16 protein-coding genes are annotated in these 18,298 nt (G+C 70.1%); 4 read left to right on the top strand and 12 right to left on the bottom strand.

Annotated features, from left to right (window positions below; all coding sequences use genetic code 11):
* Positions 1-37 precede the first annotated feature (37 nt).
* Together AB0J33_RS07795 and AB0J33_RS07790 are read right to left on the bottom strand one after the other, a co-directional pair.
* On the bottom strand, positions 38-1,228 hold the full coding sequence (locus AB0J33_RS07795; RefSeq protein ID WP_363611058.1) for an MFS transporter: 1,191 nt from the start codon (positions 1,226-1,228) through the stop codon (positions 38-40).
* Between the two features lie 161 nt (positions 1,229-1,389).
* Positions 1,390-1,857: a MarR family transcriptional regulator gene (locus AB0J33_RS07790; protein WP_363611056.1), complete on the bottom strand. Its 468-nt coding sequence runs from the start codon at positions 1,855-1,857 to the stop codon at positions 1,390-1,392.
* Between the two features lie 98 nt (positions 1,858-1,955).
* On the opposite strand from AB0J33_RS07790, the gene AB0J33_RS07785 reads away from it, so the two are divergent.
* Positions 1,956-2,801 carry an NAD(P)H-binding protein gene (locus tag AB0J33_RS07785; protein ID WP_363611054.1) on the top strand — a complete coding sequence of 282 codons (846 nt, stop codon included), beginning with the start codon at positions 1,956-1,958 and terminating at the stop codon, positions 2,799-2,801.
* 63 nt (positions 2,802-2,864) lie between these two features.
* On the opposite strand, the gene AB0J33_RS07780 is transcribed toward AB0J33_RS07785, so the two are convergent.
* Positions 2,865-3,878, bottom strand: a complete 1,014-nt coding sequence (locus AB0J33_RS07780; protein ID WP_363611052.1) for a helix-turn-helix domain-containing protein — start codon at positions 3,876-3,878, stop codon at positions 2,865-2,867.
* Positions 3,879-4,007: 129 nt separating this feature from the next.
* Here AB0J33_RS07780 and AB0J33_RS07775 point away from each other — a divergent pair, with 129 nt between their 5' ends.
* On the top strand, positions 4,008-4,649 hold the full coding sequence (locus tag AB0J33_RS07775; RefSeq protein WP_363611050.1) for an HD domain-containing protein: 642 nt from the start codon (positions 4,008-4,010) through the stop codon (positions 4,647-4,649).
* Positions 4,650-4,653: 4 nt separating this feature from the next.
* Here AB0J33_RS07775 and AB0J33_RS07770 read toward each other — a convergent pair whose 3' ends face one another.
* Positions 4,654-5,538 (bottom strand): pyridoxal-phosphate dependent enzyme, encoded by an 885-nt coding sequence (locus tag AB0J33_RS07770; protein WP_363611048.1) that lies wholly within the window; start codon positions 5,536-5,538, stop codon positions 4,654-4,656.
* Between the two features lie 63 nt (positions 5,539-5,601).
* Positions 5,602-6,135 carry a hypothetical protein gene (locus AB0J33_RS07765; RefSeq protein ID WP_363611046.1) on the bottom strand — a complete coding sequence of 178 codons (534 nt, stop codon included), beginning with the start codon at positions 6,133-6,135 and terminating at the stop codon, positions 5,602-5,604.
* Positions 6,136-6,387: 252 nt separating this feature from the next.
* On the opposite strand from AB0J33_RS07765, the gene AB0J33_RS07760 reads away from it, so the two are divergent.
* Both AB0J33_RS07760 and AB0J33_RS07755 read left to right on the top strand, forming a co-directional pair.
* Positions 6,388-7,098, top strand: coding sequence for a DNA alkylation repair protein (locus AB0J33_RS07760; RefSeq protein WP_363611044.1), 711 nt, complete (start codon positions 6,388-6,390; stop codon positions 7,096-7,098).
* Between the two features lie 220 nt (positions 7,099-7,318).
* Positions 7,319-8,254, top strand: a complete 936-nt coding sequence (locus tag AB0J33_RS07755; RefSeq protein WP_363611042.1) for a hypothetical protein — start codon at positions 7,319-7,321, stop codon at positions 8,252-8,254.
* 138 nt (positions 8,255-8,392) lie between these two features.
* On the opposite strand, the gene AB0J33_RS07750 is transcribed toward AB0J33_RS07755, so the two are convergent.
* The 7 genes from AB0J33_RS07750 to AB0J33_RS07720 form a co-directional block, all read right to left on the bottom strand.
* Positions 8,393-9,439, bottom strand: a complete 1,047-nt coding sequence (locus AB0J33_RS07750; RefSeq protein ID WP_363611040.1) for a LacI family DNA-binding transcriptional regulator — start codon at positions 9,437-9,439, stop codon at positions 8,393-8,395.
* A 62-nt stretch (positions 9,440-9,501) separates the two neighbouring features.
* Positions 9,502-11,229 carry an IlvD/Edd family dehydratase gene (locus tag AB0J33_RS07745; protein WP_363611038.1) on the bottom strand — a complete coding sequence of 576 codons (1,728 nt, stop codon included), beginning with the start codon at positions 11,227-11,229 and terminating at the stop codon, positions 9,502-9,504.
* Between the two features lie 71 nt (positions 11,230-11,300).
* Positions 11,301-12,185: a carbohydrate ABC transporter permease gene (locus AB0J33_RS07740; protein WP_363611036.1), complete on the bottom strand. Its 885-nt coding sequence runs from the start codon at positions 12,183-12,185 to the stop codon at positions 11,301-11,303.
* Positions 12,185-13,126 (bottom strand): sugar ABC transporter permease, encoded by a 942-nt coding sequence (locus tag AB0J33_RS07735; protein ID WP_363611034.1) that lies wholly within the window; start codon positions 13,124-13,126, stop codon positions 12,185-12,187. Before AB0J33_RS07735 ends, AB0J33_RS07740 begins: the two co-directional genes overlap by 1 nt.
* A 76-nt stretch (positions 13,127-13,202) precedes the next feature.
* Positions 13,203-14,543 (bottom strand): extracellular solute-binding protein, encoded by a 1,341-nt coding sequence (locus AB0J33_RS07730; RefSeq protein WP_363611032.1) that lies wholly within the window; start codon positions 14,541-14,543, stop codon positions 13,203-13,205.
* A 103-nt stretch (positions 14,544-14,646) separates the two neighbouring features.
* Positions 14,647-16,830: an alpha/beta hydrolase-fold protein gene (locus tag AB0J33_RS07725; RefSeq protein WP_363611030.1), complete on the bottom strand. Its 2,184-nt coding sequence runs from the start codon at positions 16,828-16,830 to the stop codon at positions 14,647-14,649.
* Positions 16,831-17,001: 171 nt separating this feature from the next.
* Positions 17,002-17,997, bottom strand: a complete 996-nt coding sequence (locus AB0J33_RS07720; protein ID WP_363611028.1) for a LacI family DNA-binding transcriptional regulator — start codon at positions 17,995-17,997, stop codon at positions 17,002-17,004.
* Positions 17,998-18,298 lie beyond the last annotated feature (301 nt).

The raw sequence follows: 18,298 nt of genomic DNA, 5'->3' as shown, positions 1-18,298 counted from the left end.
ATCGCCCGCCTCCCCGCCCGGCGCGGGCTTTGCGGCATCATCCCGGCGCCATCCTGGTGGCCCTGCGCACCCCGAGAAGGGCGATCAGGGCGAGCAGGATGACGGCGACGGAGTACTCGTCGGCGGTCCGCGGCAGGCCGCCCGCGTAGACCACGAGGAAGCCGGCGATCACCGTGGGAAGGCCGAACCCGACGTAGCAGACGACGTAGAGCACGGACAGCACGCCGGCGCGTTGGTGCGCCTCGACCAGCGGCAGGACCGTCTTGAGGCTGCCCTGGAAGCCGCTGCCGAAGCCGACGCCGCCGAGCGCGAGGCCGACGAAGAAGCCGGGGATGGACTGCGCCATGACCGCCACCAACGTGACGAGCATGCCCAGGATGAGCGCGACGATCCCGGTCAAAATCACCGTCCGCGCGGCGGTGTTGCGCTGCACCAGAACGGCGATCGACCCGAAGACGGCGAAGACGAAGAGGACCAGGCCGCCGAGCACGATCGACGTGTTCATGAGACTGCGGACGAGCGCCGGGCCGAGCGCGCCGAAGAACCCGGCCAACGCCCAGACCGCGAAGAGCACGGGGGCGACGACGAGGACCGGCTGGCGTACCGGGCGGGGCAGCGTGATGTCCGGCCGCAGGCTGCGGCGCGCTCCGGCCCTTGGCGTGACCGTTTCCGGCATCGACGCGACCCCGATGGCCTGGATCAGCAGGATCACGAGGAGGACGACGTAGACCAGTCGCGTCGGTGCGGGCAGGAACTGGATGAGTAGCGCCGAGAGCAGCGCGCCGCTTCCGGTGCCGATTCCGGGGGCGATCGAGTTCGCGAGCGTGCCCCGGGCACGGTTGATGTCGAGCATGGCGGCGCCCACGGCGCCGGTGGCGGCACCGGCGGCGAGCCCCTGCACGAGGCGGGCGATCAGCAGCGTGGGGACGCCGTTGGCGAAGATGAAGACGACCAGCGCGAGCATCTGGACCGCGATCGCGACGGCCAGCACCGGCCGTCGACCGAGGTGGTCGGAGAGCCTGCCGACGGTGAGCAGCGACGCCAACACCGCGAGCGCGTAGACCGCGAACACCACAGTGGTGGTGACCGGCGAGAAGTGCCAGCGTTCCTGGTAGATGCCGTAGAGCGGGGTCGGGGCCGCCGACGCGGCCAGGAACGACACCAGGATCGACGCCAGCAGCACCAGGGAGACCCCCGGCGAGAGTCGGGCCCGCCCTGAGATCGGCATGTCGGTACTCCTCGGCTGCGCGGAAGGCGGCCCGACCTGGGCGTCCCGCCGGCCCCGGGCCACGGCGGCGTACCCGCCAAGCGCCGTCGCATGCCCGTTCGACCGGGTCGGCGCGGTCCGCAGCCGAGCGCGCCCGCCCACGAGCACCCGGGTACGGCGGCTCAGCCCTCGGTGTCCTGGCCGGTGGCCGGGAGGCTGGACACGGCGTGACCCAACGCGTCCCTGAAGTCGCGGTACCGGTCGGGGCCGAGGGTGTCGGCGAGTTTCTGCTCGATCAGGTGCACGAAGCCGTCGGTGGCCGCCATGAAGCTGAGGCCCCGATCCGTCGGCACGATCAACTTTGCCCGGCGGTCGGCCGGGTCGGGCGTACGCCGGACGTAGCCCAGTCGCTCCAGCTCGTCGAGGATCGCGCCCATCGTCTGCTTGTTGCGCCCGGCCAGCCGGGCCAGTTCACCGGGGCGGGTGCCCTCGGCGTCCAGGTAGGCGAGGACCGCGCCGTGGCGGGGCCGGACGTCGTCGAATCCCCGCTCCGCCGAGCGTCGGAAGATCTCCCGCTGGACGCGCGCGGAGAGCTGCACGGCCAGGATCCCGAGGTCGGGGTCGCGCTCCTTCAGTGTGCTGCGCTTCATATTTTGGTCCAATCATTGGACTGTACAAGTTATGGACTATATCGTCGCTGGCGGCGACCGGCGCTTCGACCCCGGTCGGCCCGACCGAGAGGATGACCATGACCATTCTGATAACCGGCACCAACGGCACCGTGTCCAGGGAGGTGCTGCGGGAACTCGCCGGCCAGCAGCCGGTACGCGCGCTCGTGCGGGACGCCTCGCGCACACCCGGCCTCGACGGAGTCGAGTACGTCATCGGCGACCTGGACCGTCCCTCCACGCTGACCTCGGCGTTCGAGGGCGTGACGACGCTGTGGCTGCTGATGCCGATGGGCCCGCTCGCGCCGAGCCAGAGCATGAACGCGGTGTGGGCGGCCCGGCAGGCCGGGGTGCGGCACATCGTCCGGCTCTCCGCGATCGGGGCCGCGCACGACGCGCCCACCCGCAACGGCCGACTGCACGCGCTCTCCGACGCGGAGCTTCAGGAGTCGGGCATCCCCTGGACGATCCTGCGGCCGAGTTACTTCATGCAGAACCTGCTCGGCGCCAAGGCCGGTGAGCACCTCTACGGGCTCTTCGGTGCCGCGCGGGTCGGCCTGATCGACGCCCGGGACATCGCCGCCGCAGGGGCGGCGATCCTCGCCGCGCCGGACCGGCACGAGGGCATGATCTACACGCCCACCGGTCCGGAGAGCATCACCCTCGAGCAGGCGGCCGACGAGATCGCCCGTACGCTCGGTCAGCCGGTGCGCTACGTACCGCAGAGTCCGGAACAGGCGCGCGACGGCCTGCTCCAGGCCGGTCTCGACCAGTGGTCGGCCGAGGTTCTCGCCGAGTACCGGGTCGCCTACGGCTCCGGGTGGGGCGACTTCACCAACGACCATGTCGAGCGGATCGTCGGCCGGAAGCCACGGACCTTCGCCGAGTTCGCCCACGACCACCGCGAGCACTTCGCCGGCGTCTGATCGGTGCGCAGCTCGGCGCGGCGCCCTCCGGCGTGCTGGCGGCGGAGGGCACCGCCGGGCGCCTCACCGGTGCGGCGGACCCTCGTCGTCCGGCAACGCCGTCGAGTCCCGCTCGGTCGTTCGGAAACGCTGCTGGTAGGCGCGGGGCGACACCCCCACCCGGGCGAGAAACATCCGGCGCAGGGTCTCCGGGCTGCCGATGCCGACCTGTTGGGCGCAGGCGGTGACCGACGTGCCCGCGTGCAACAGCCGGATGGCCGCGTCGACCCGCACACCCTCCACGTACTTGCCGGGGCTGCTGCCAAGCTCCTGCCGGAACATCCGGGAGAGGTGACGGGGGCTGACATGCGCCCGCGCGGCGAGGGCCGCCACCGAGTGGTCGTCGGCCGGATCGGCGGCCACCGCGTCGATCAACTGCCGCAGCACCGGGGTGCGGGGGCGCGGCAGGGCAAGCGACGGCGAGAACTGCGACTGGCCGCCCGGCCGCTGGAGGAAGACGACCAGCGACTGGGCCACCGACCGGGCGATCTCCGGACCGTGGTCGCGCTCGACGAGGGCCAGCGCGAGGTCGATGCCCGCCGACACGCCAGCGGAGGTGAAGAACGTCCCGTCCCGTACGAAGATCGCGTCGCTCTCGACGCTGACCTGCGGAAAGGCCGCGGAGAGCAGCCGCGCGTGCTGCCAGTGCGTCGTCGCGCGCCGACCGTCCAGCAGACCTGCGGCGGCCAGGACGAACGCTCCGGTGCAGACCGCGGCGGTGCGCACGGCGCGGCGGGACAGCGCTGCCGCGGCGGCGGTGAGGTCGGCACCGATCGGGCGCACCGCCAGGACATCGCCGCCGACCACGAGGGCGGTCCCGACATCGGTCGCCGCGCCGACCGCGCCATCGACGTGAACGAGCAGACCAGTCGACGCGCGGACGGAGGCACCATCGCTGGAGCGCACCTCCAGCTCGTACCGGGCGCCGAACTTGGCGGCCTCGGCGAACACCTCGAACGGTCCGGCGAGGTCCAGCAACGTCATCCCGTCGAAGACGAGGGCCGTGACCCGGTGCCCTCCCACCACCCGGCCGCCCACCGCGCCACCCCTCCCACGTTGTCCTGATCTGAGGGAAGCATGGCAGACAGGACAGGGCGGCCGGCGGTTCGGACGGGTGACGCTTGACGCATCGGAGCCCGGCCGGGCTCCCGGACCGACAGGAACGTGATGGGCACGACAACGATCGCCGGCATCGAGATCCCCGATTCGCGGCTCGCCACCGACGCCACCGAGCTGGTCCGCCAGGCCACCGACGACCTGCTGTTCCACCACTCGCGGCGGGTCTTCCTCTTCGGCGCGTTGCAGGGTCGGCGGCTCGGCCTGACGGCCGACCCCGAGCTGCTCTACGTGGGAGCGATGTTCCACGACCTGGGACTGACCGAGCGCTACCGCCGCGACGACCAACGCTTCGAACTCGACGGCGCCGACGAGGCGCGCCGCTTCCTCCGATCGAACGGCATCGGCCAACACGAGGCCCGGCTGGTGTGGGAGGCGATCGCCCTGCACACCACGCCCGAGGTTCCGTACCGTCTGGAACCCGAGGTCGCCCTCGTCACCGCGGGTGTCGAGACGGACGTGCTCGGGATCGGCTACCGCGAACTGTCGCCGGCCGACGTCGCGGCGGTCACCACGGCCCACCCGCGCCCGAACTTCAAGCGGGCCATCGTCGACGCCTTCGCGGCTGGCTTCCGGCACCGGCCGGACACCACCTTCGGGACCGTCAACGGCGACGTGCTGGAGCACCGGGTGCCCGGCTACCGCCACATCGACTTCGTCCGGGTCATCGAGGACTCCGCCTGGCCCGAGTGAGCCCCTACAGCTCGGGGTGACCGAACAGTCCCGGCAGTCCCCCGCTGTGCAGGAAGACGACCCGGTCGCCGCGCGGGAAGCCGCCGGCCAGCAGCGCCGCCATCGCCCGCCCGGTGTACGTCGGGTCCAGGAAGATCCCCTCCGTACGCGCGGTGATCTCCAGCGCCGCCCGCGCGCCGTCGGTCAGCGTGCGGTACCCGGCACCGACCTGGGTGCCGTCGATGCGCAGCTCTCCCGGCCCGACCTCGCCGACGAGCAGCCCGGCGACGGTCGCCCGGGGGTCCGGCAGGGCACCGACATCGACGCCGATCACCCGCTGCGCGCCCAGCTCCCGCACCAGACCGGCCATCGTCCCACCGGAGCCGAGTGCCACCACGACCTCGAACCCGTCGAGGTTCGGCAGCTGGGCCCGCAGCTCCCGACCGCAGTCCACATAGCCCTGGATCGACGCGGGTGAGGTGCCGCCGAACGGGATGACGTACGCCGACCGTCGCTCCGCCTCGGCCACCACCACCTCGGCGAGCGGACGGTCACCGGCCCAGACGATCTCCGCGCCGGCAAGCCCGTCGAGCAGCAGGTTGCCTCGCCGGCTCGACGGGGCCGGGCCGGCGAGCACCAGCACACAGGCAAGGCCGAGCCGCGCGGCCGCAGCCGCGGTGAGTCGGGCGTGGTTGCTCTGCGGCGCACCCGAGGTGATCACCGTGCGGGCGCCAACGGTGATCGCCTGCGCACAGGTGTACCGGAGCTTACGGATCTTGTTGCCGCCGCCGCCGAGGCCGGTGAGATCGTCACGCTTGAACCAGAGCTCGGCCAACCCCAGCCGGGCGGCGAGCCGGGGCGCGGCCTCCACCGGCGTGGGCCAGGTGCCGAGGGGAACGGGTGTGATCATCTGTGCAGCTAAGCACCCCGCGGCCCGGCCCGCAGCCTCCCGGCTGTGGCAGTTTCTGCACGGCTAGGCCCGACGCGCTGCCACCCGGGGCAGCGGACCGACATCTGTGTGGCGACCGGGGCGCATCGCCGCGTGCCGCTGCCCGGGGCCCGCGCCGTCACGGGCGGCGAGCGCGTCGGCCACCGCTCCGGTGGCGAACGCGTAGATGGACTTGTGCACCACGTCGATGGCGAATTCGGAGCGGGGCCAGGTGAGCGGCGGCGCCCCGACGCCGGTGGCGTTCTCCAGGATCTGGTCGTTGGTCAGGCGCAGCGCGGTGAACATCGTCGAAGCCCAGGCGCCGCGCAGCCCGGCCTGCGCCATGACGCTGCGCAGCACGCCGACCAGCGCGCCCTGCCCGTAGTGCATGGTCAGGTTCTGCCACCGGGGCTGCTGCCCGGAGGTTTCCGGCAGACCGGTGAGCCGGGCCAGAACCCGGGCCGGCACGTAGGAGTCGGGGCGGCCGGTCACCCGCTGTTCGACCTTCTCCGCGGCCGTCATCACCACCGCTCCGGCCAGACCCGCCACCAGTCCCTGCCACACCGCTCGCTTCAGCACGGTGCTGCCCTACCCGCCGGGCCGGCGCCCACACCCGGATCTGCTCATCGGACCTCGGCCGGCGATCGCTTGGTTTGGCACCGTCGAGGGCGGGTAGGGTGGCCGCCCTCGACGATCGCGTCCGCCGGAACGAACTGGCGGGCGGCGTTTGCGCAGATCAGCTCGATCGGGGCCGTCTGCTGTCGCACTCGTCATGGGGAATGCTCGGACGCCTACTCCGCGCCGGCTGACCCCCCGGTAGCGTCGATGGTCGTGGTCACCAGCGTCGACGTGTGTCGGGAACTCGCCAGCCTCGCCGATCCCGATCGGGCCGAGGCGTCGAGCCGGTTTCTCCAGATGACCGCCGGCGGGTACGGCGAGGGCGACCGGGCCCTGGGTGTCTCCGTGCCCGACCAGCGCAAGGTGGCCGCCCGGTACTGGCGCGACCTTTCGCTGGCCGAGACGACGAAACTGCTCACCGACGGCGCGCACGAGGAGAGGCTGACCTCGCTGCTCATCCTGGTCCGGAAGTTCACCAGGGGCGACGAGCGGGAACGGGGCCGGGTCTTCGACACCATCCTGGCCAACACCGACCGCATCAACAACTGGGACCTGGTGGACTCGTCCGCGCCGTACATCGTCGGTCCCTGGCTGATCGACAGAAACCGGAGCGTGCTGGAACGGCTGGCCGATTCCAGCCTCGTGTGGGACCGGCGCATCGCCATCATGGCGACCTTCGCCTTCATCAGGGCCGGCGACTTCGACTGGACCTTCCGACTCGGCGACCGGCTCCTGCACGACCCGCACGACCTCGTCCGCAAGGCGGTGGGCTGGATGCTGCGCGAGGTGGGAAACCGGGACCGAGCGGCGGAGGAGGAGTTCCTCGCCCGCCGCTACCAGGTCATGCCCCGGGTGATGCTGCGGTACGCGATCGAGAAGTTCGAACCGCAGCGTCGCCGCGAGTACCTGTCCGGCGCCCGGTAGCTCGGCCCGCACACCCTGCCGGTGGCGAGCCGCGCGACACCGCGTCAGCGCTCGCGGCCCACCCCGGCGAAGGCGTCGATGTCGGCAGGCGTGTCGACAGCGTCGTCCGGTCGCCCCTGCGGGCACGGTACGACGCACGCCACACCGTCCCTCCCGGGAGGGAGTCAGGTCCCCTGTCAGCGGGGCACGCCAGCCGCGGGCCGCCGGGAGGATCGAACGCATGGCGACAGCGACACCGACCGCTGGTCGGTCCGGTCACGACCTGACGTACGCAGTGCTCGGCTGGGCCGTGGCATACGGGGGTGTGCGTCTGGCGTGGACGGTCGGCGAGACTCCGGAGTTCGGGCGGCTCGGGTTCGACCTGCTCGGTTTCACCGGCTGGCGGTCGGTGGCGTTGTGCGCGGCCGCGGGCGTGCTGGCGATCGCCCTGGACCGGGTGCCGACGTGGCGTCCGGCGCTCGCGGGGCTCGCCTGGACGGTCGCCGGGGCGCTCGTCGCGGCGGCCGCGATCCTGCTGCCGGAGCTGGTGGGCTTCCTACTGTTCACCGTCGGCCCGTTCTTCGACCCGGTGGCGTTCGCCAGTCGGCTCGGCTGTGTCACCGGAGCGGTCCTGCTCGGTCTGGCCGCGGCGCGCTATCAGCGGCGCACCCGGGGCGACTGTCCGGACTGCTGCCGCACCGGCCGACCGGGTGCGCGACGCCCGGCACCCGCGCGTTGGGCGCGCTGGGCCGCGTACGCCGCGGTGGCCGGCCTGGTGACCCGCTTCGCGGCCCAGTTCGTGGTGGGATTCGACCTCCTCGACCAGAGCGCCGCCCTCTTCGGGTTGGAGATCGGCCTGGTGCTGGCGGGAGTGCTGCTGCCGCTGGCGCTGGTGCACCACTGGGGTGAGGTCTGGCCGGGATGGGTGCCGCTGCTCGCCGGCCGCACGATTCCTCGTCTGCTGCTGCTGGCGCCCGGCTTCAGTCTCGGGACCGGCATCGTGGCCTACTTCGGCATGGGGATCGTGCAGATGATCTCGGGATCGGTCAGCGAGCTGTCCGACGCGTTCCTGTGGGTGGCGATATCGGCGTACCTCGTCCTGGGGCTCGGCCTCCTCGCCGCGTCCACCGACTACCACCTGCGCACTCGCGCCGCGTGCCGTACCTGTGCCCGCTGAGACCACCAGCGCGTCGCCCCGGCCAGGGGCGGCACACGGGCGCGGCTGGGGGCACGCTGCGGGTCAGCGTCACGGCGTCGGCGCGGGCACCCGGAGCGAGGACCGAACGGACCACTCGACCAAGAGTCACGGAATCGGTCAGGCGTCGCTGGCCTCCGTCAACGGCGCGGTGCTCTCCCGTACCACGAGCTGCGGAATGACCAGCGGGAGGCGCTGCGGCACGATGTCGTCGATGGCTTGCGTGACGGCCGTGATGGCCCGTCGACCGACGGCGTCGAAGTCCTGCTGGATCGTCGTCAACGGTGGGATGAGGTAGGGCGCCTCCGGTACGTCGTCGAACCCGACGACGGAGACGTCCTGTGGCACCCGCCGCCCGCGCTCGTGCAGCGCGCGCAGCACACCGAGGGCCATCTGGTCGTTGGCGGCGAACACCGCGGTGGCCGCACGCATCTCGCCGATCCGCAGCCCGGCGGCGTAGCCGCTGGGCGCCCTCCAGTCGCCCTCGACCGGCTCGGGCGGGCGCAGACCCGCAGCGGTCATCGCCTGCCGCCAGCCTTCCAGACGGGCGCGGGCCTCCGCCCAGTTGAGCGGGCCGCTGACATGCACGATCTCCCGATGCCCGAGGTCGAGGAGGTGGTCGGTGGCCATCCGGGCACCGAGTACCTGATCGACGCCGACGGTCACGCTGGCCCGGGACAGATCGCCCTCCACGACGACGAAGGGGACTCCCGAGCGTGTCATCCGCACCACCTCGAGCGCCTCGTCGTTGCCGGCGATCATCACGACACCCTCGACGCCGACGCGCATCAGATGTTCGGTGGCGTCGCTGAGCGCCCGTACCGTCACCTCGGAGAGGCTCACCGAGGTGGCGAAGTAGCCGGCGGCGCGGGCGGCGTCCTCGACGCTGCGGTGGATGCTCGTCGGACCGAACAGTGTCCGGGCCGTGCCGATGATGCCGATCATTCCGGAGCGCCCCCGGACCAACGCACGGGCGGCCGTGTTGGGGCGGTAGTCGAGTCGTCGAATGGCTTCGAGGACCCGCTCCCGCGTCTCGCGCTTGATGCTGGGCGCCCCGTTGATGACCCGGGACACCGTCTGGTGTGACACGCCCGCCAGGCGAGCGACGTCGGCCATCACCGGTGGCCGGTCGGCCGCCGTCACCGCGGCCTTGGTGTGAACTCGCACTGGCGGGCCGTCCGTTCTTCCATGGGATCAGTTCCTCGTGGGGCTCGTCCGGGTCGCGGCCGTCAGTGTGAGTGACGGGGCACCGCGCTGCCGCTGCCGCCGACGAGGAAGTCGAGATCCGCCCCACTGTCGGCCTGCAGAACGTGCTCGCTGTACAGCCGTACCCAACCTCGGTCCGCCACCGGCTTCGGAGGCTGCCACGCGGCGCGGCGTTGGGCGAGTTCCGCCTCGTCGACCAGCAGGTCCAGGCGGCGCGTCGGGACATCGACGGTGACCAGGTCACCGGTGCGTACCAGCGCGAGAGGGCCACCCACGGACGCCTCCGGCGCCACGTGCAGGACACAGGTGCCGTACCCGGTGCCGCTCATGCGGGCATCGGAGATCCGCACCATGTCCGTGATGCCGGCGGCGAGCAACCGCCGGGGCATGGGCACGTTACCCACCTCCGGGAAGCCGGGATAGCCGCGCGGGCCGGCGTTCCGGACCACGATCACCGTGTCGGGGGTGACGTCGAGGTCCGGGTCGTCGGCGGCGACGACGTAGTCCTCGATCCGGTCGAAGACCAGCGCCGGGCCGGTGTGCGTGAGCAGGTGCGCGGAGGCGGCGGAGACCTTCAACACCGCTCCGGACGGCGCGAGCGACCCACGCAGCACCACGGTGCCCGAGCCGGCAGGCTGGAACGGCGCCTCCAGGGTGCCGATGACCTCCCGGTTCCAGCACTGGGCGCCGTCGACGTTGTCGGCCACGCTCCTGCCGCTGACCGTGATGTGGTCCATGTGCAACAGCGGGGCCAGCTCCCTCATCACCACCGGCAGGCCACCCGCGTAGGCGAAGTCCTCCATCAGGTACGCCCCGGACGGCATGAGGTTGACGAGCATCGGCACGTCGGCGGTGAGGGTGTCGAAGTCCTCCAGCGTCAGGGGGACGCCGAGGCGGCCGGCAATCGCGAGCAGGTGGACGACCGCGTTCGTGGAACCGCCGATCGCCGCGTTGACCCGGATGGCGTTCTCGAACGCCTGCCTGGTGAGCACCGAGGACAACCGCTGGTCCTGCTCGACCATGGCGACGATCCGACGTCCGGCGGCCTGCGCGAGCGCGTACCGCCGGGAGTCGACCGCCGGCACGGCGGCGGCCCCCGGTAGTTGCACACCCAGCGCCTCGGTCACGCAGGCCATCGTGGAGGCCGTGCCCATGGTCATGCAGTGACCCCGGCTGCGGGACATGCCGACCTCCGCCTCGGCGCAGTCGGCCGCGGTCATCCGGCCGGCCCGCATCTCCTCGGTGAAACGCCAGACGACGGTACCCGAGCCGATGTCCTGGCCCCGGAACTTACCGTTGAGCATCGGGCCGCCGGTCATCATCAGGGTCGGCAGGTCGACGCTCGCCGCCCCCATCAACAGCCCGGGAGTGGTCTTGTCACAGCCGGAGAGCAGGACCACCCCGTCGAGCGGGTTGGCGCGGACCGACTCCTCCAACTCCATCGCCAGCAGGTTGCGGTAGAGCATGGTCGTGGGTCGCATCAGCGGCTCGCCCAGGCTCATCGCCGGGAACTCCAGCGGCAGGCCCCCGCTCTCCCACACGCCCCGCTTCACCGACTCGGCCAGGTCCCGCAGATGGGCGTTGCAGGGTGTCAGCTCCGACCAGGTGGTGGCGATGCCGATCACCGGGCGTCCGTCGAAGACGTCGTCCGCGAACCCCTGGTTGCGCATCCACGACCGGTGGATGAACCCGTTGCGGCCCTCCGCACCGAACCATTCCCCGCTGCGCGGCGCTCGATTCGTCGTCGACATCAGCACACCTTCCTGTCATCCGTCCGGCCGCGTCCTCCGCGGTGATCAAAGCGAGTGGGACTGTCGCGGCCCTAGCGGAGACCACCGACCGACAAGCCACCGCGCCAGTGCCGTTGCAGGCTGAAGAACGCGATGACCAGCGGAATCACCGACACCAGCGAGCCCAGGATGATGAGGCTCCACAGCGAGGTGCCTCCCGAGTTGTTCGCCGAGGCGATCCCCTGCCAGAGGCCGAGGCCGACGGTCACCGGGAAGAGGCGGTTGTCGGAGAGCATCGCCAGCGGCAGGAAGTAGTTGTTCCAGGACGCCACGGCCGACAGCAGCAGCACGGTGACCACCGCGGGGCGCATCAGTGGAAGGGCGATCTGGATGAACGTCCGCACCTCCCCCGCGCCGTCGACCCGCGCCGCGTCCAGGAGTTCGTCGGGCACCGCGTCGCGTGCGTACACGTGCATCAGGTAGACGCCGAACGGGTTGAGCAGAGACGGGAGGATCACCGCCCAGACCGTGTTGGTCAGGCCGAGCCGGGAGAACATGATGAAGGTCGGGATGACCAGGGCGGTGGCGGGCACCATCAACGCGCCGAGCACGACGGCGAAGCTGAAGCGCCGGGCGGCGAACCGGTACTTGGCGAACCCGTAGCCGGCCATGACCGAAAGGACCGTGGCGCCGATTCCGCCGGCGATGGCGTACAGGGTGGAGTTGAGGATCCACCTGAGGTAGATGCCACCGTCGTAGGTGAAGAGCTGCCTGAGGTTGCCGAGGTAGTCGATCTGGTCGGTGAACCACAGCGTGTTGCCACCGCCGAACAGGCCCGGCGCGTCCTTGGAGCTGTTGACGATGACCCACCAGAACGGTACGAGGAAGTAGATCACCAGGAAGCCGAGGAGGATCTGTAGGGGGAGGTAGCGCTGCGGTCGGCGGGCGCCCGCGCGGACGCTGGTGTGCTCGGTCATCAGAGGAAGCTCCTCCGCTTGCGGGTGAAGAACAGGAAGGCGTACACGCAGATGAAGACGATGCCGCCGAGGGCGAAGGAGATCGCCGAACCGTAGTTGAAGTTGGCGAGTGAGAACGCCTGCTGGTACGCGTACATGTTGGGGGTGAAGTCCGACCCGATCGTGCCGGCGGCCAGGTATCGCAGGATCTGCGGTTCGTTGAAGAACTGCAGGGTGCCGATGAGCGAGAAGACCAGGATCAGGATCAGCGCCGGCGCGATCAGCGGGATCTTGATGCGCGTCGCGACCTGCCATCGCCCGGCGCCGTCCATCCGGGCCGCCTCGTAGAGCGTCGGGTCGACGCCCTGCAACGCCGCGTACAGGATGATCATGTAGTAGCCGGCCCACTGCCAGGTGACGACGTTGAGCAGGCCGTAGAAGATCAGGTCGCTGCTCAGGAAGTCGGGCGCGGTGGCGCCGAACAGCCCGAAGATGTCGGTGAGCGGGCCGAAGCCCTTGCTGTAGAGGAACCCCCACATCACCGCCCCGATGACGGTGGGGATCGCGTAGGGAAGAAAGATCATGAGCCGGGAGAAGCGGGCGAAGAGGGTGGTCACCGCGTCCAGAATGAGGGCCATCGCGAGCGCGATGAGGATCTGCAGCGGGATCGAGACGAGCGAGAAGCGGATGACGAACCACGCCCCGGACAGGAAGCTCGGGTCGGTGAACGCCTTCACGTAGTTGTCGAAGAGGACGAAGCTGGTGCCACCGATCAGCTTCTTCTGAAAGAGGCTGAGGTACAGCGCGTACGCCAGCGGCGCGATGAGGAACGCCAGGAAGACGACCCCGAATGGCCCGACGAAGAGCCACCCCATCAGGTGCTCGCGGAGGTGCACCTTGCCACGGATCTTGCGCGTCTCATGCTGAGGACGCGGTGCGCGCTTCTCGGTCAGGAGTGTCATCTTGGTCTCCGGGACGTGGACGCTGGGGGTGGAGGGTGGGCCGGCCGGCCTGTGCCGGCGCGGCCCACCCAACCGGTCACTGAACGGTGAAACCTTGTTCCTTGGCGTACTTCGCCACGTCCTCCTGGAGCCGGTCGGCAGCCTGCGAACCGGTGACGGAGCCCTTGATGACCTCGCTGACCTGTTTCTCCATGGCGTCGAGGTAGTACTGGCCGAAGGGGGCGTACTGGACGCCCTTGTACGCCTCGGCGGCGGGGAGGTAGACCTCCTTGTTCGCCTGCTGGCCGCCGAAGAACGCCACCTTCAGGTCGACGAAGGCGGGGTCCTTGAGCGCCGTGAGGTTCAGCGGGAAGATGACCTGGTTGGTCCAGCCGTCGGTGAGCGACTCCTTGTCGGCGTAGAGCCCGTAGGCGACCTTCGCCGCCAGCTCCGGCTTCTTCGCCTGCTTGGTCACCGAGAACGCCGACCCGCCCCAGTTCACCTGCACCGGGTTGGCCGGGTCCCACTGCGGCAGCGGCGCCACCGCGAACTTGCCGGTGTCCTGGCCCTTGCCGACGCCCGCGCCGGTGAGGTAGCCGGGGGCCCACGCCGCCGAGATGTACGTCGCGTAGTTGCCGTTGATCACGCCGGAGATGTACTCCGGGGTGAACTGGTTCTGCGTGCCAACCAGGCCCTTCTTGGCCAGGCCACCCCAGTAGTCGAGGACGTCCTTGGACGCCTGGTCGTTGAGCTTCACACCGATAGCCTTCGGCTGCGCCGGATCGGAGGTGAAGGGCGTGGCGCCCTTCTGGATCTGGAGCGCCATCAGGACCGCCGGCACGTTCGCGCCGAAGTCGCCGAAGAGCGGGCCGCCGGCGTCCTTGACCTTCTGCGCGGCCTGCTCGTACTCGGCCCAGGTCTTCGGCGGGGTGATCTTGTACTTGTCGAAGATGTCCTTGCGGTAGATCATGCCCATCGGGCCGCCGTCGACCGGGACGCCGTAGACCGCGTCGCCGACCGACACGTCCTTCCAGGCGCCCTCGCCGTAGTTGGCCTTGACCGCGTCGAAGCCGTACTTCTTGATGTCGACGAGCGCGCCCTGGATCTGGAAGGTCGGGATCCGGTCCGCCTCGACCATGATCACGTCGGGTGCGCCGGTGCCCGCCGAGATGGCGGTCTGGAACTTGTCGTACTCGTCGCCGCCCTGACCGACGTTGGTCCAGCAGACCTGCACGTCGTCGTGCTGCTTGTTGAAGTTGTCGACGACGAGCTGGGTGTTGGGGTACCAGCCCCACATCGTCACGACCGGCACGTTCTGTTTGGTGATGGTGTTCGTGCAGTTGCTCGCGTCGCTGCCGCCCTCGTCGGAGGAGCAGGCGACGAGGCCACTCCCCGCCGCGAGCATGGCTACCGTGGCGAGTATTCGTCTTCTCTTCATTGAGATGGTTCCCTTCGGCGATGGCGGTGCACAGCATCCATGCGCTGACGGGCGCCACCGGGGCAGGAGGCCCTGCACCCGGTGGCGTCGCCGGCGAAGGCGCCTAGCGCTTGAACAGACGGGGCGCCAGGTCGATCAGGTTCTTCTGCCACACGTCCCAGCCGTGTGGCCCGGGGGTGACCCCGTCGAACTCGTAGCGGATACCGAGGTTGTTCAACGTGGTCAGCGACGCCATGAAGCTCGGGTACACGAAGTCGGTCTGGTCACCGACGTACAGGCGCAGCATCTTGGTGCCGTTGTTGATCGCCTCCACGTCGACACCGGTGCCACTGCCGAACCCGGCCGAGAGGGCCGCGACGTAGGCGAACTGACACGGGTACGCCCGCAGCACCCCCAGCGCCTGCCCGCCGCCCATCGACAGGCCGGCGAGCGCCTGCTGGGACGGATCGCTGGAGATGTGGTAGCGGGCGCGGGCCGTCGGCACGATGTTCTCCAACAGTTCCCTGTTGAAGTTCGACGAGTTGCCGTTGCCCATCACCACGACCATCGGCGTGAGGTCGCCGTCGAGGAACTGGTGGTCGAGGATCTGCTTGGCGCGTCCCATCTCCACCCAGTCGGTATAGCTCTGGCCGCTGCCGTGCTGGAGATAGAGGACGGGATACGGCTGCGTCCGGCCCGGGTCGTAGCCCGGTGGGGTCCACACCAGCGCGGTGCGGTCCTGGCCGGCCACCGTGCTGGGGTAGGTCATGCTCTCGACCGTTCCGCCCTGACCGGCCGGCACGTCCGACAGCAGTCGGGCACCGGGCCCGGGGACGAGGAAGGTGCTCCACATCGGTTCGGAGGTGACCTTCGTCGGGTTCGAGGTGTCCTTGACCGCGACCCGGTCCACGATCAGCCGGTAGTAGTAGAACCAGGGCTTCAGCGGGCCCACGGTCGCCCGCCAGCGGTCACCGTCGCGGGTCAGTGGCAGCCGCAACCAGCTGCCGCCCGGCGCCACGTTCGCCCACACCGTGACGTGCTGGGCGTTCGTGAACTCGGTGGTGGTCTCGAAGGTGACGAACCCGTCGTCGCTGACGAAGGGCGTCGGAGTGGTACCGGCCGGCGGTGCGGCGAACTCCTTGGTCAGTGGCTTGTGACCCGGGCTCGGCCCGTGGTCCGACACGTGGCCGAACAGTCGGGGCAGAAAGTCGACCAGGTTCTCCTGCCAGGTGGTCCAGTTCGCGCCGCCGTCCGGGTTGACCCCGTCGAACTCGAACCGGACATCGGCCCGACCCAACGCCTTCATCAGCCGGTAGGTGGCGTTGTACGCGGGGTCGGTCGCGTTCCCCGTGTAGAGACGCAGCATCGTGACGCCCCGGTTGACGGCCTTGGCGTCCTTCCGGTCGATGGCCGGGGCCGACGTGCCGGAGAACCAGCCGGCGTAACCGAACTGACCCGGCTTGGTCAGCGCGGCCCGTACCGCCTCGGTCGCGCCGTCGGACACGCCCGCGATCGCCTGGTGCGCCGGGTCGCGAAGGACCCGGTAGTTGTCGGAGACCGTCTTGCGCAGCTCCCTCAGTTCCCTGTCGTCGGAGCCGTTCGCATCGTTGATCACCACCACCATCGGCCGGATGGCGCCGGCGGCCGAGAGGTTGTCGAGGATCTGCTTGGACCGGCCGAGGTCGAGCCAGTCGGTGGCGGCCACCTCGTCACCCGACTGGAGGAAGAGCGCCGGGTATCCTTTCGCGCCCTTGGCGGCGTAGCCCGGCGGCGTCCAGACCAGAGCCGATCGCTGACCGTTTTTGGTGCGGTAGGTCAGCGTCTCGACCGTGCCGCCGGTGCCGGGCGGGCTGTCGAGCAGCCACCGTGCCGAGTCGCCCGCGACGAGGAAGGTGCTCAGCAACGGGTCGGACGCCACCCCGGCGCCGTTCGTCGGGTCCTTGATGGTCTTGGTGTCGTCCGCGGTGAGCTGGTACCGGTAGAGCCCGGGCTCAAGCGCGCCGAGAACGCCCGACCACACGTCGCCACGACGGGTCAGCCCGAATTCCGCCCAGCTGGCGGACGGACCGAAGTTGCCCTCGACGACGACCTGCGAGACGGTGCCCAGGTGCTCCTGGACGTACGCGGTCGGAACGGCGAACGAGGCGTAGCGGTCCGGGGAGACGCTCAGCCACGGCGTGTCCGCCGCAGCTGGTTGCGGCGCGAGCAGAACCGCCGCGGTGGCGATGACTCCAGCGGTGAACGCCGCCGAGAGCCGCCGGCGTACGCCGGAACGGCGTAAGCGCCCGTGATACTGTCCGGTTGTCACGCTCCACTCCTTTCCTGTGCCGGCAGCGGATGCGACCCGACTGACCGGCTCAACTCATCGGTGGATCTCGCCGTGCGTGTTGCGTGCACCTCCTTCAGGCTCTTGCCACGGGTGCACCAACCCTGTTCGCTTCGTCGGAAGCGAACCAGCGCTGGCGCCCGCGGACGGATGTCATGGTCGTGCCGCGCTCGTCGGTGGTGCGGTCGAGCCGCGGACCACGAGTCTGGTCGGGAGCACGATCTGGCTTGGCTCGTCCCACTCGCCGGTCACCAGTGACTTGAGCATCCGCGCGGCTTCGTACCCGAGCTGATACATCGACTGGTCCACGGTGGTCAGACCCGGCTCGGTCAACGCCGACTCGGGGATGTTGTCGAACCCGACCACGGACAGGTCCCCCGGCACGGAGAACCCCAGCTCCCTGGCGACCTCCAGCACCTTGAGGGCCATCCCGTCGCTGGCGGCGAAGATCGCCGACGGCGGATCCGGTCGTTGCAGCAGGACGCGCGCCAACGGGGTGGCCGACTCGGGGTTGAAATCCCCTCGGCCGATCAGCGTCGGGTCGACCGGGACGCCGGCACCGGTCAGCGCGGCGCGGTATCCCTCCTCCCGCGACCAGGCCGAGGCCAGGCTGTCGCGGCCGGCGATGAACCCGATGCGTCGGTGGCCCAGGCCGAGCAGATGTTCGACGGCGGTGGTGGCGCCGGCGAGGTTGTCGGCCATCACCGAGGGCGCCGTCGAGCCCCGCACCGGGTCGATGGCCACGACCGGCGTGCGGCTGCGCACCTCACCCCAGGGCGTGACGACGATGCACCCATCGGTGAGGGTGCCGGACAGTCGGGTCAGGTGCCGCTGCTCCCAACCCTCCGAATACGATCCGTAGAGGTCGCTGTTGGCGTAGATGATCAGGTCGAAGCCCGACTTGCTCAGCGCCTTCATCACGCCCTTGAGCACCTCCGCCGTGTACGACTGGAAGCTGTGCGCCACGAGGCCGAGCACGTTGGTGCGGCTGCGCCGGAGGCTGCTGGCCACCAGGCTCGACTCGTAGCCGAGCTGCTCGATGGCGGAACGCACCTGAGCGATGGTGCGGGCGCTGACGCCGTAATGCCCGTTGACCACCCGGGAGACGGTGGCGGTGGAAACGCCGGCGGCCCGGGCGACATCACTCATTGTGACCGGGGCATTGACTTCAATCATGCCGCTCTCTCTGGACTGCAATCGTTATCGGTTACGTTTCCAGGATGTTGCCAAGGTAACCGACAACGATTACGAACACAAGACCTCTTCACCCTCACCCGACCCGGAAAGAAGCGGGTCCTATCTGGATGATCGCAAGGGCGTGATTCGGCACCGTCAGCGCCGTGGAGAACGCGGACGGCCGACTCTTCCGGCGGTCGAAAGCGAGCCCGTTCCCGGCCGGGGCCTACCCCGTTGACAACGAGACGGCACGCTCCGTCAGGAACCATTCCCC

Source organism: Micromonospora sp. NPDC049645 (genome assembly GCF_040675155.1).
Lineage (GTDB): Bacteria > Actinomycetota > Actinomycetes > Mycobacteriales > Micromonosporaceae > Micromonospora.
The sequence above is the reverse complement of the archived record's forward strand: the minus strand, read 5'-3'. Positions and strand labels throughout refer to the sequence as shown.

Bases quoted from the DNA above. Each gene is read 5' to 3' on its own strand.
- AB0J33_RS07795 (WP_363611058.1), bottom strand. From the start codon at position 1,228: ATGCCGATCTCAGGGCGGGCCCGACTCTCGCCGGGGGTCTCCCTGGTG.
- AB0J33_RS07790 (WP_363611056.1), bottom strand. From the start codon at position 1,857: ATGAAGCGCAGCACACTGAAGGAGCGCGACCCCGACCTCGGGATCCTG.
- AB0J33_RS07785 (WP_363611054.1), top strand. From the start codon at position 1,956: ATGACCATTCTGATAACCGGCACCAACGGCACCGTGTCCAGGGAGGTG.
- AB0J33_RS07775 (WP_363611050.1), top strand. From the start codon at position 4,008: ATGGGCACGACAACGATCGCCGGCATCGAGATCCCCGATTCGCGGCTC.
- AB0J33_RS07770 (WP_363611048.1), bottom strand. From the start codon at position 5,538: ATGATCACACCCGTTCCCCTCGGCACCTGGCCCACGCCGGTGGAGGCC.
- AB0J33_RS07755 (WP_363611042.1), top strand. From the start codon at position 7,319: ATGGCGACAGCGACACCGACCGCTGGTCGGTCCGGTCACGACCTGACG.
- AB0J33_RS07745 (WP_363611038.1), bottom strand. From the start codon at position 11,229: ATGTCGACGACGAATCGAGCGCCGCGCAGCGGGGAATGGTTCGGTGCG.
- AB0J33_RS07740 (WP_363611036.1), bottom strand. From the start codon at position 12,185: ATGACCGAGCACACCAGCGTCCGCGCGGGCGCCCGCCGACCGCAGCGC.
- AB0J33_RS07735 (WP_363611034.1), bottom strand. From the start codon at position 13,126: ATGACACTCCTGACCGAGAAGCGCGCACCGCGTCCTCAGCATGAGACG.
- AB0J33_RS07730 (WP_363611032.1), bottom strand. From the start codon at position 14,543: ATGAAGAGAAGACGAATACTCGCCACGGTAGCCATGCTCGCGGCGGGG.
- AB0J33_RS07720 (WP_363611028.1), bottom strand. From the start codon at position 17,997: ATGAGTGATGTCGCCCGGGCCGCCGGCGTTTCCACCGCCACCGTCTCC.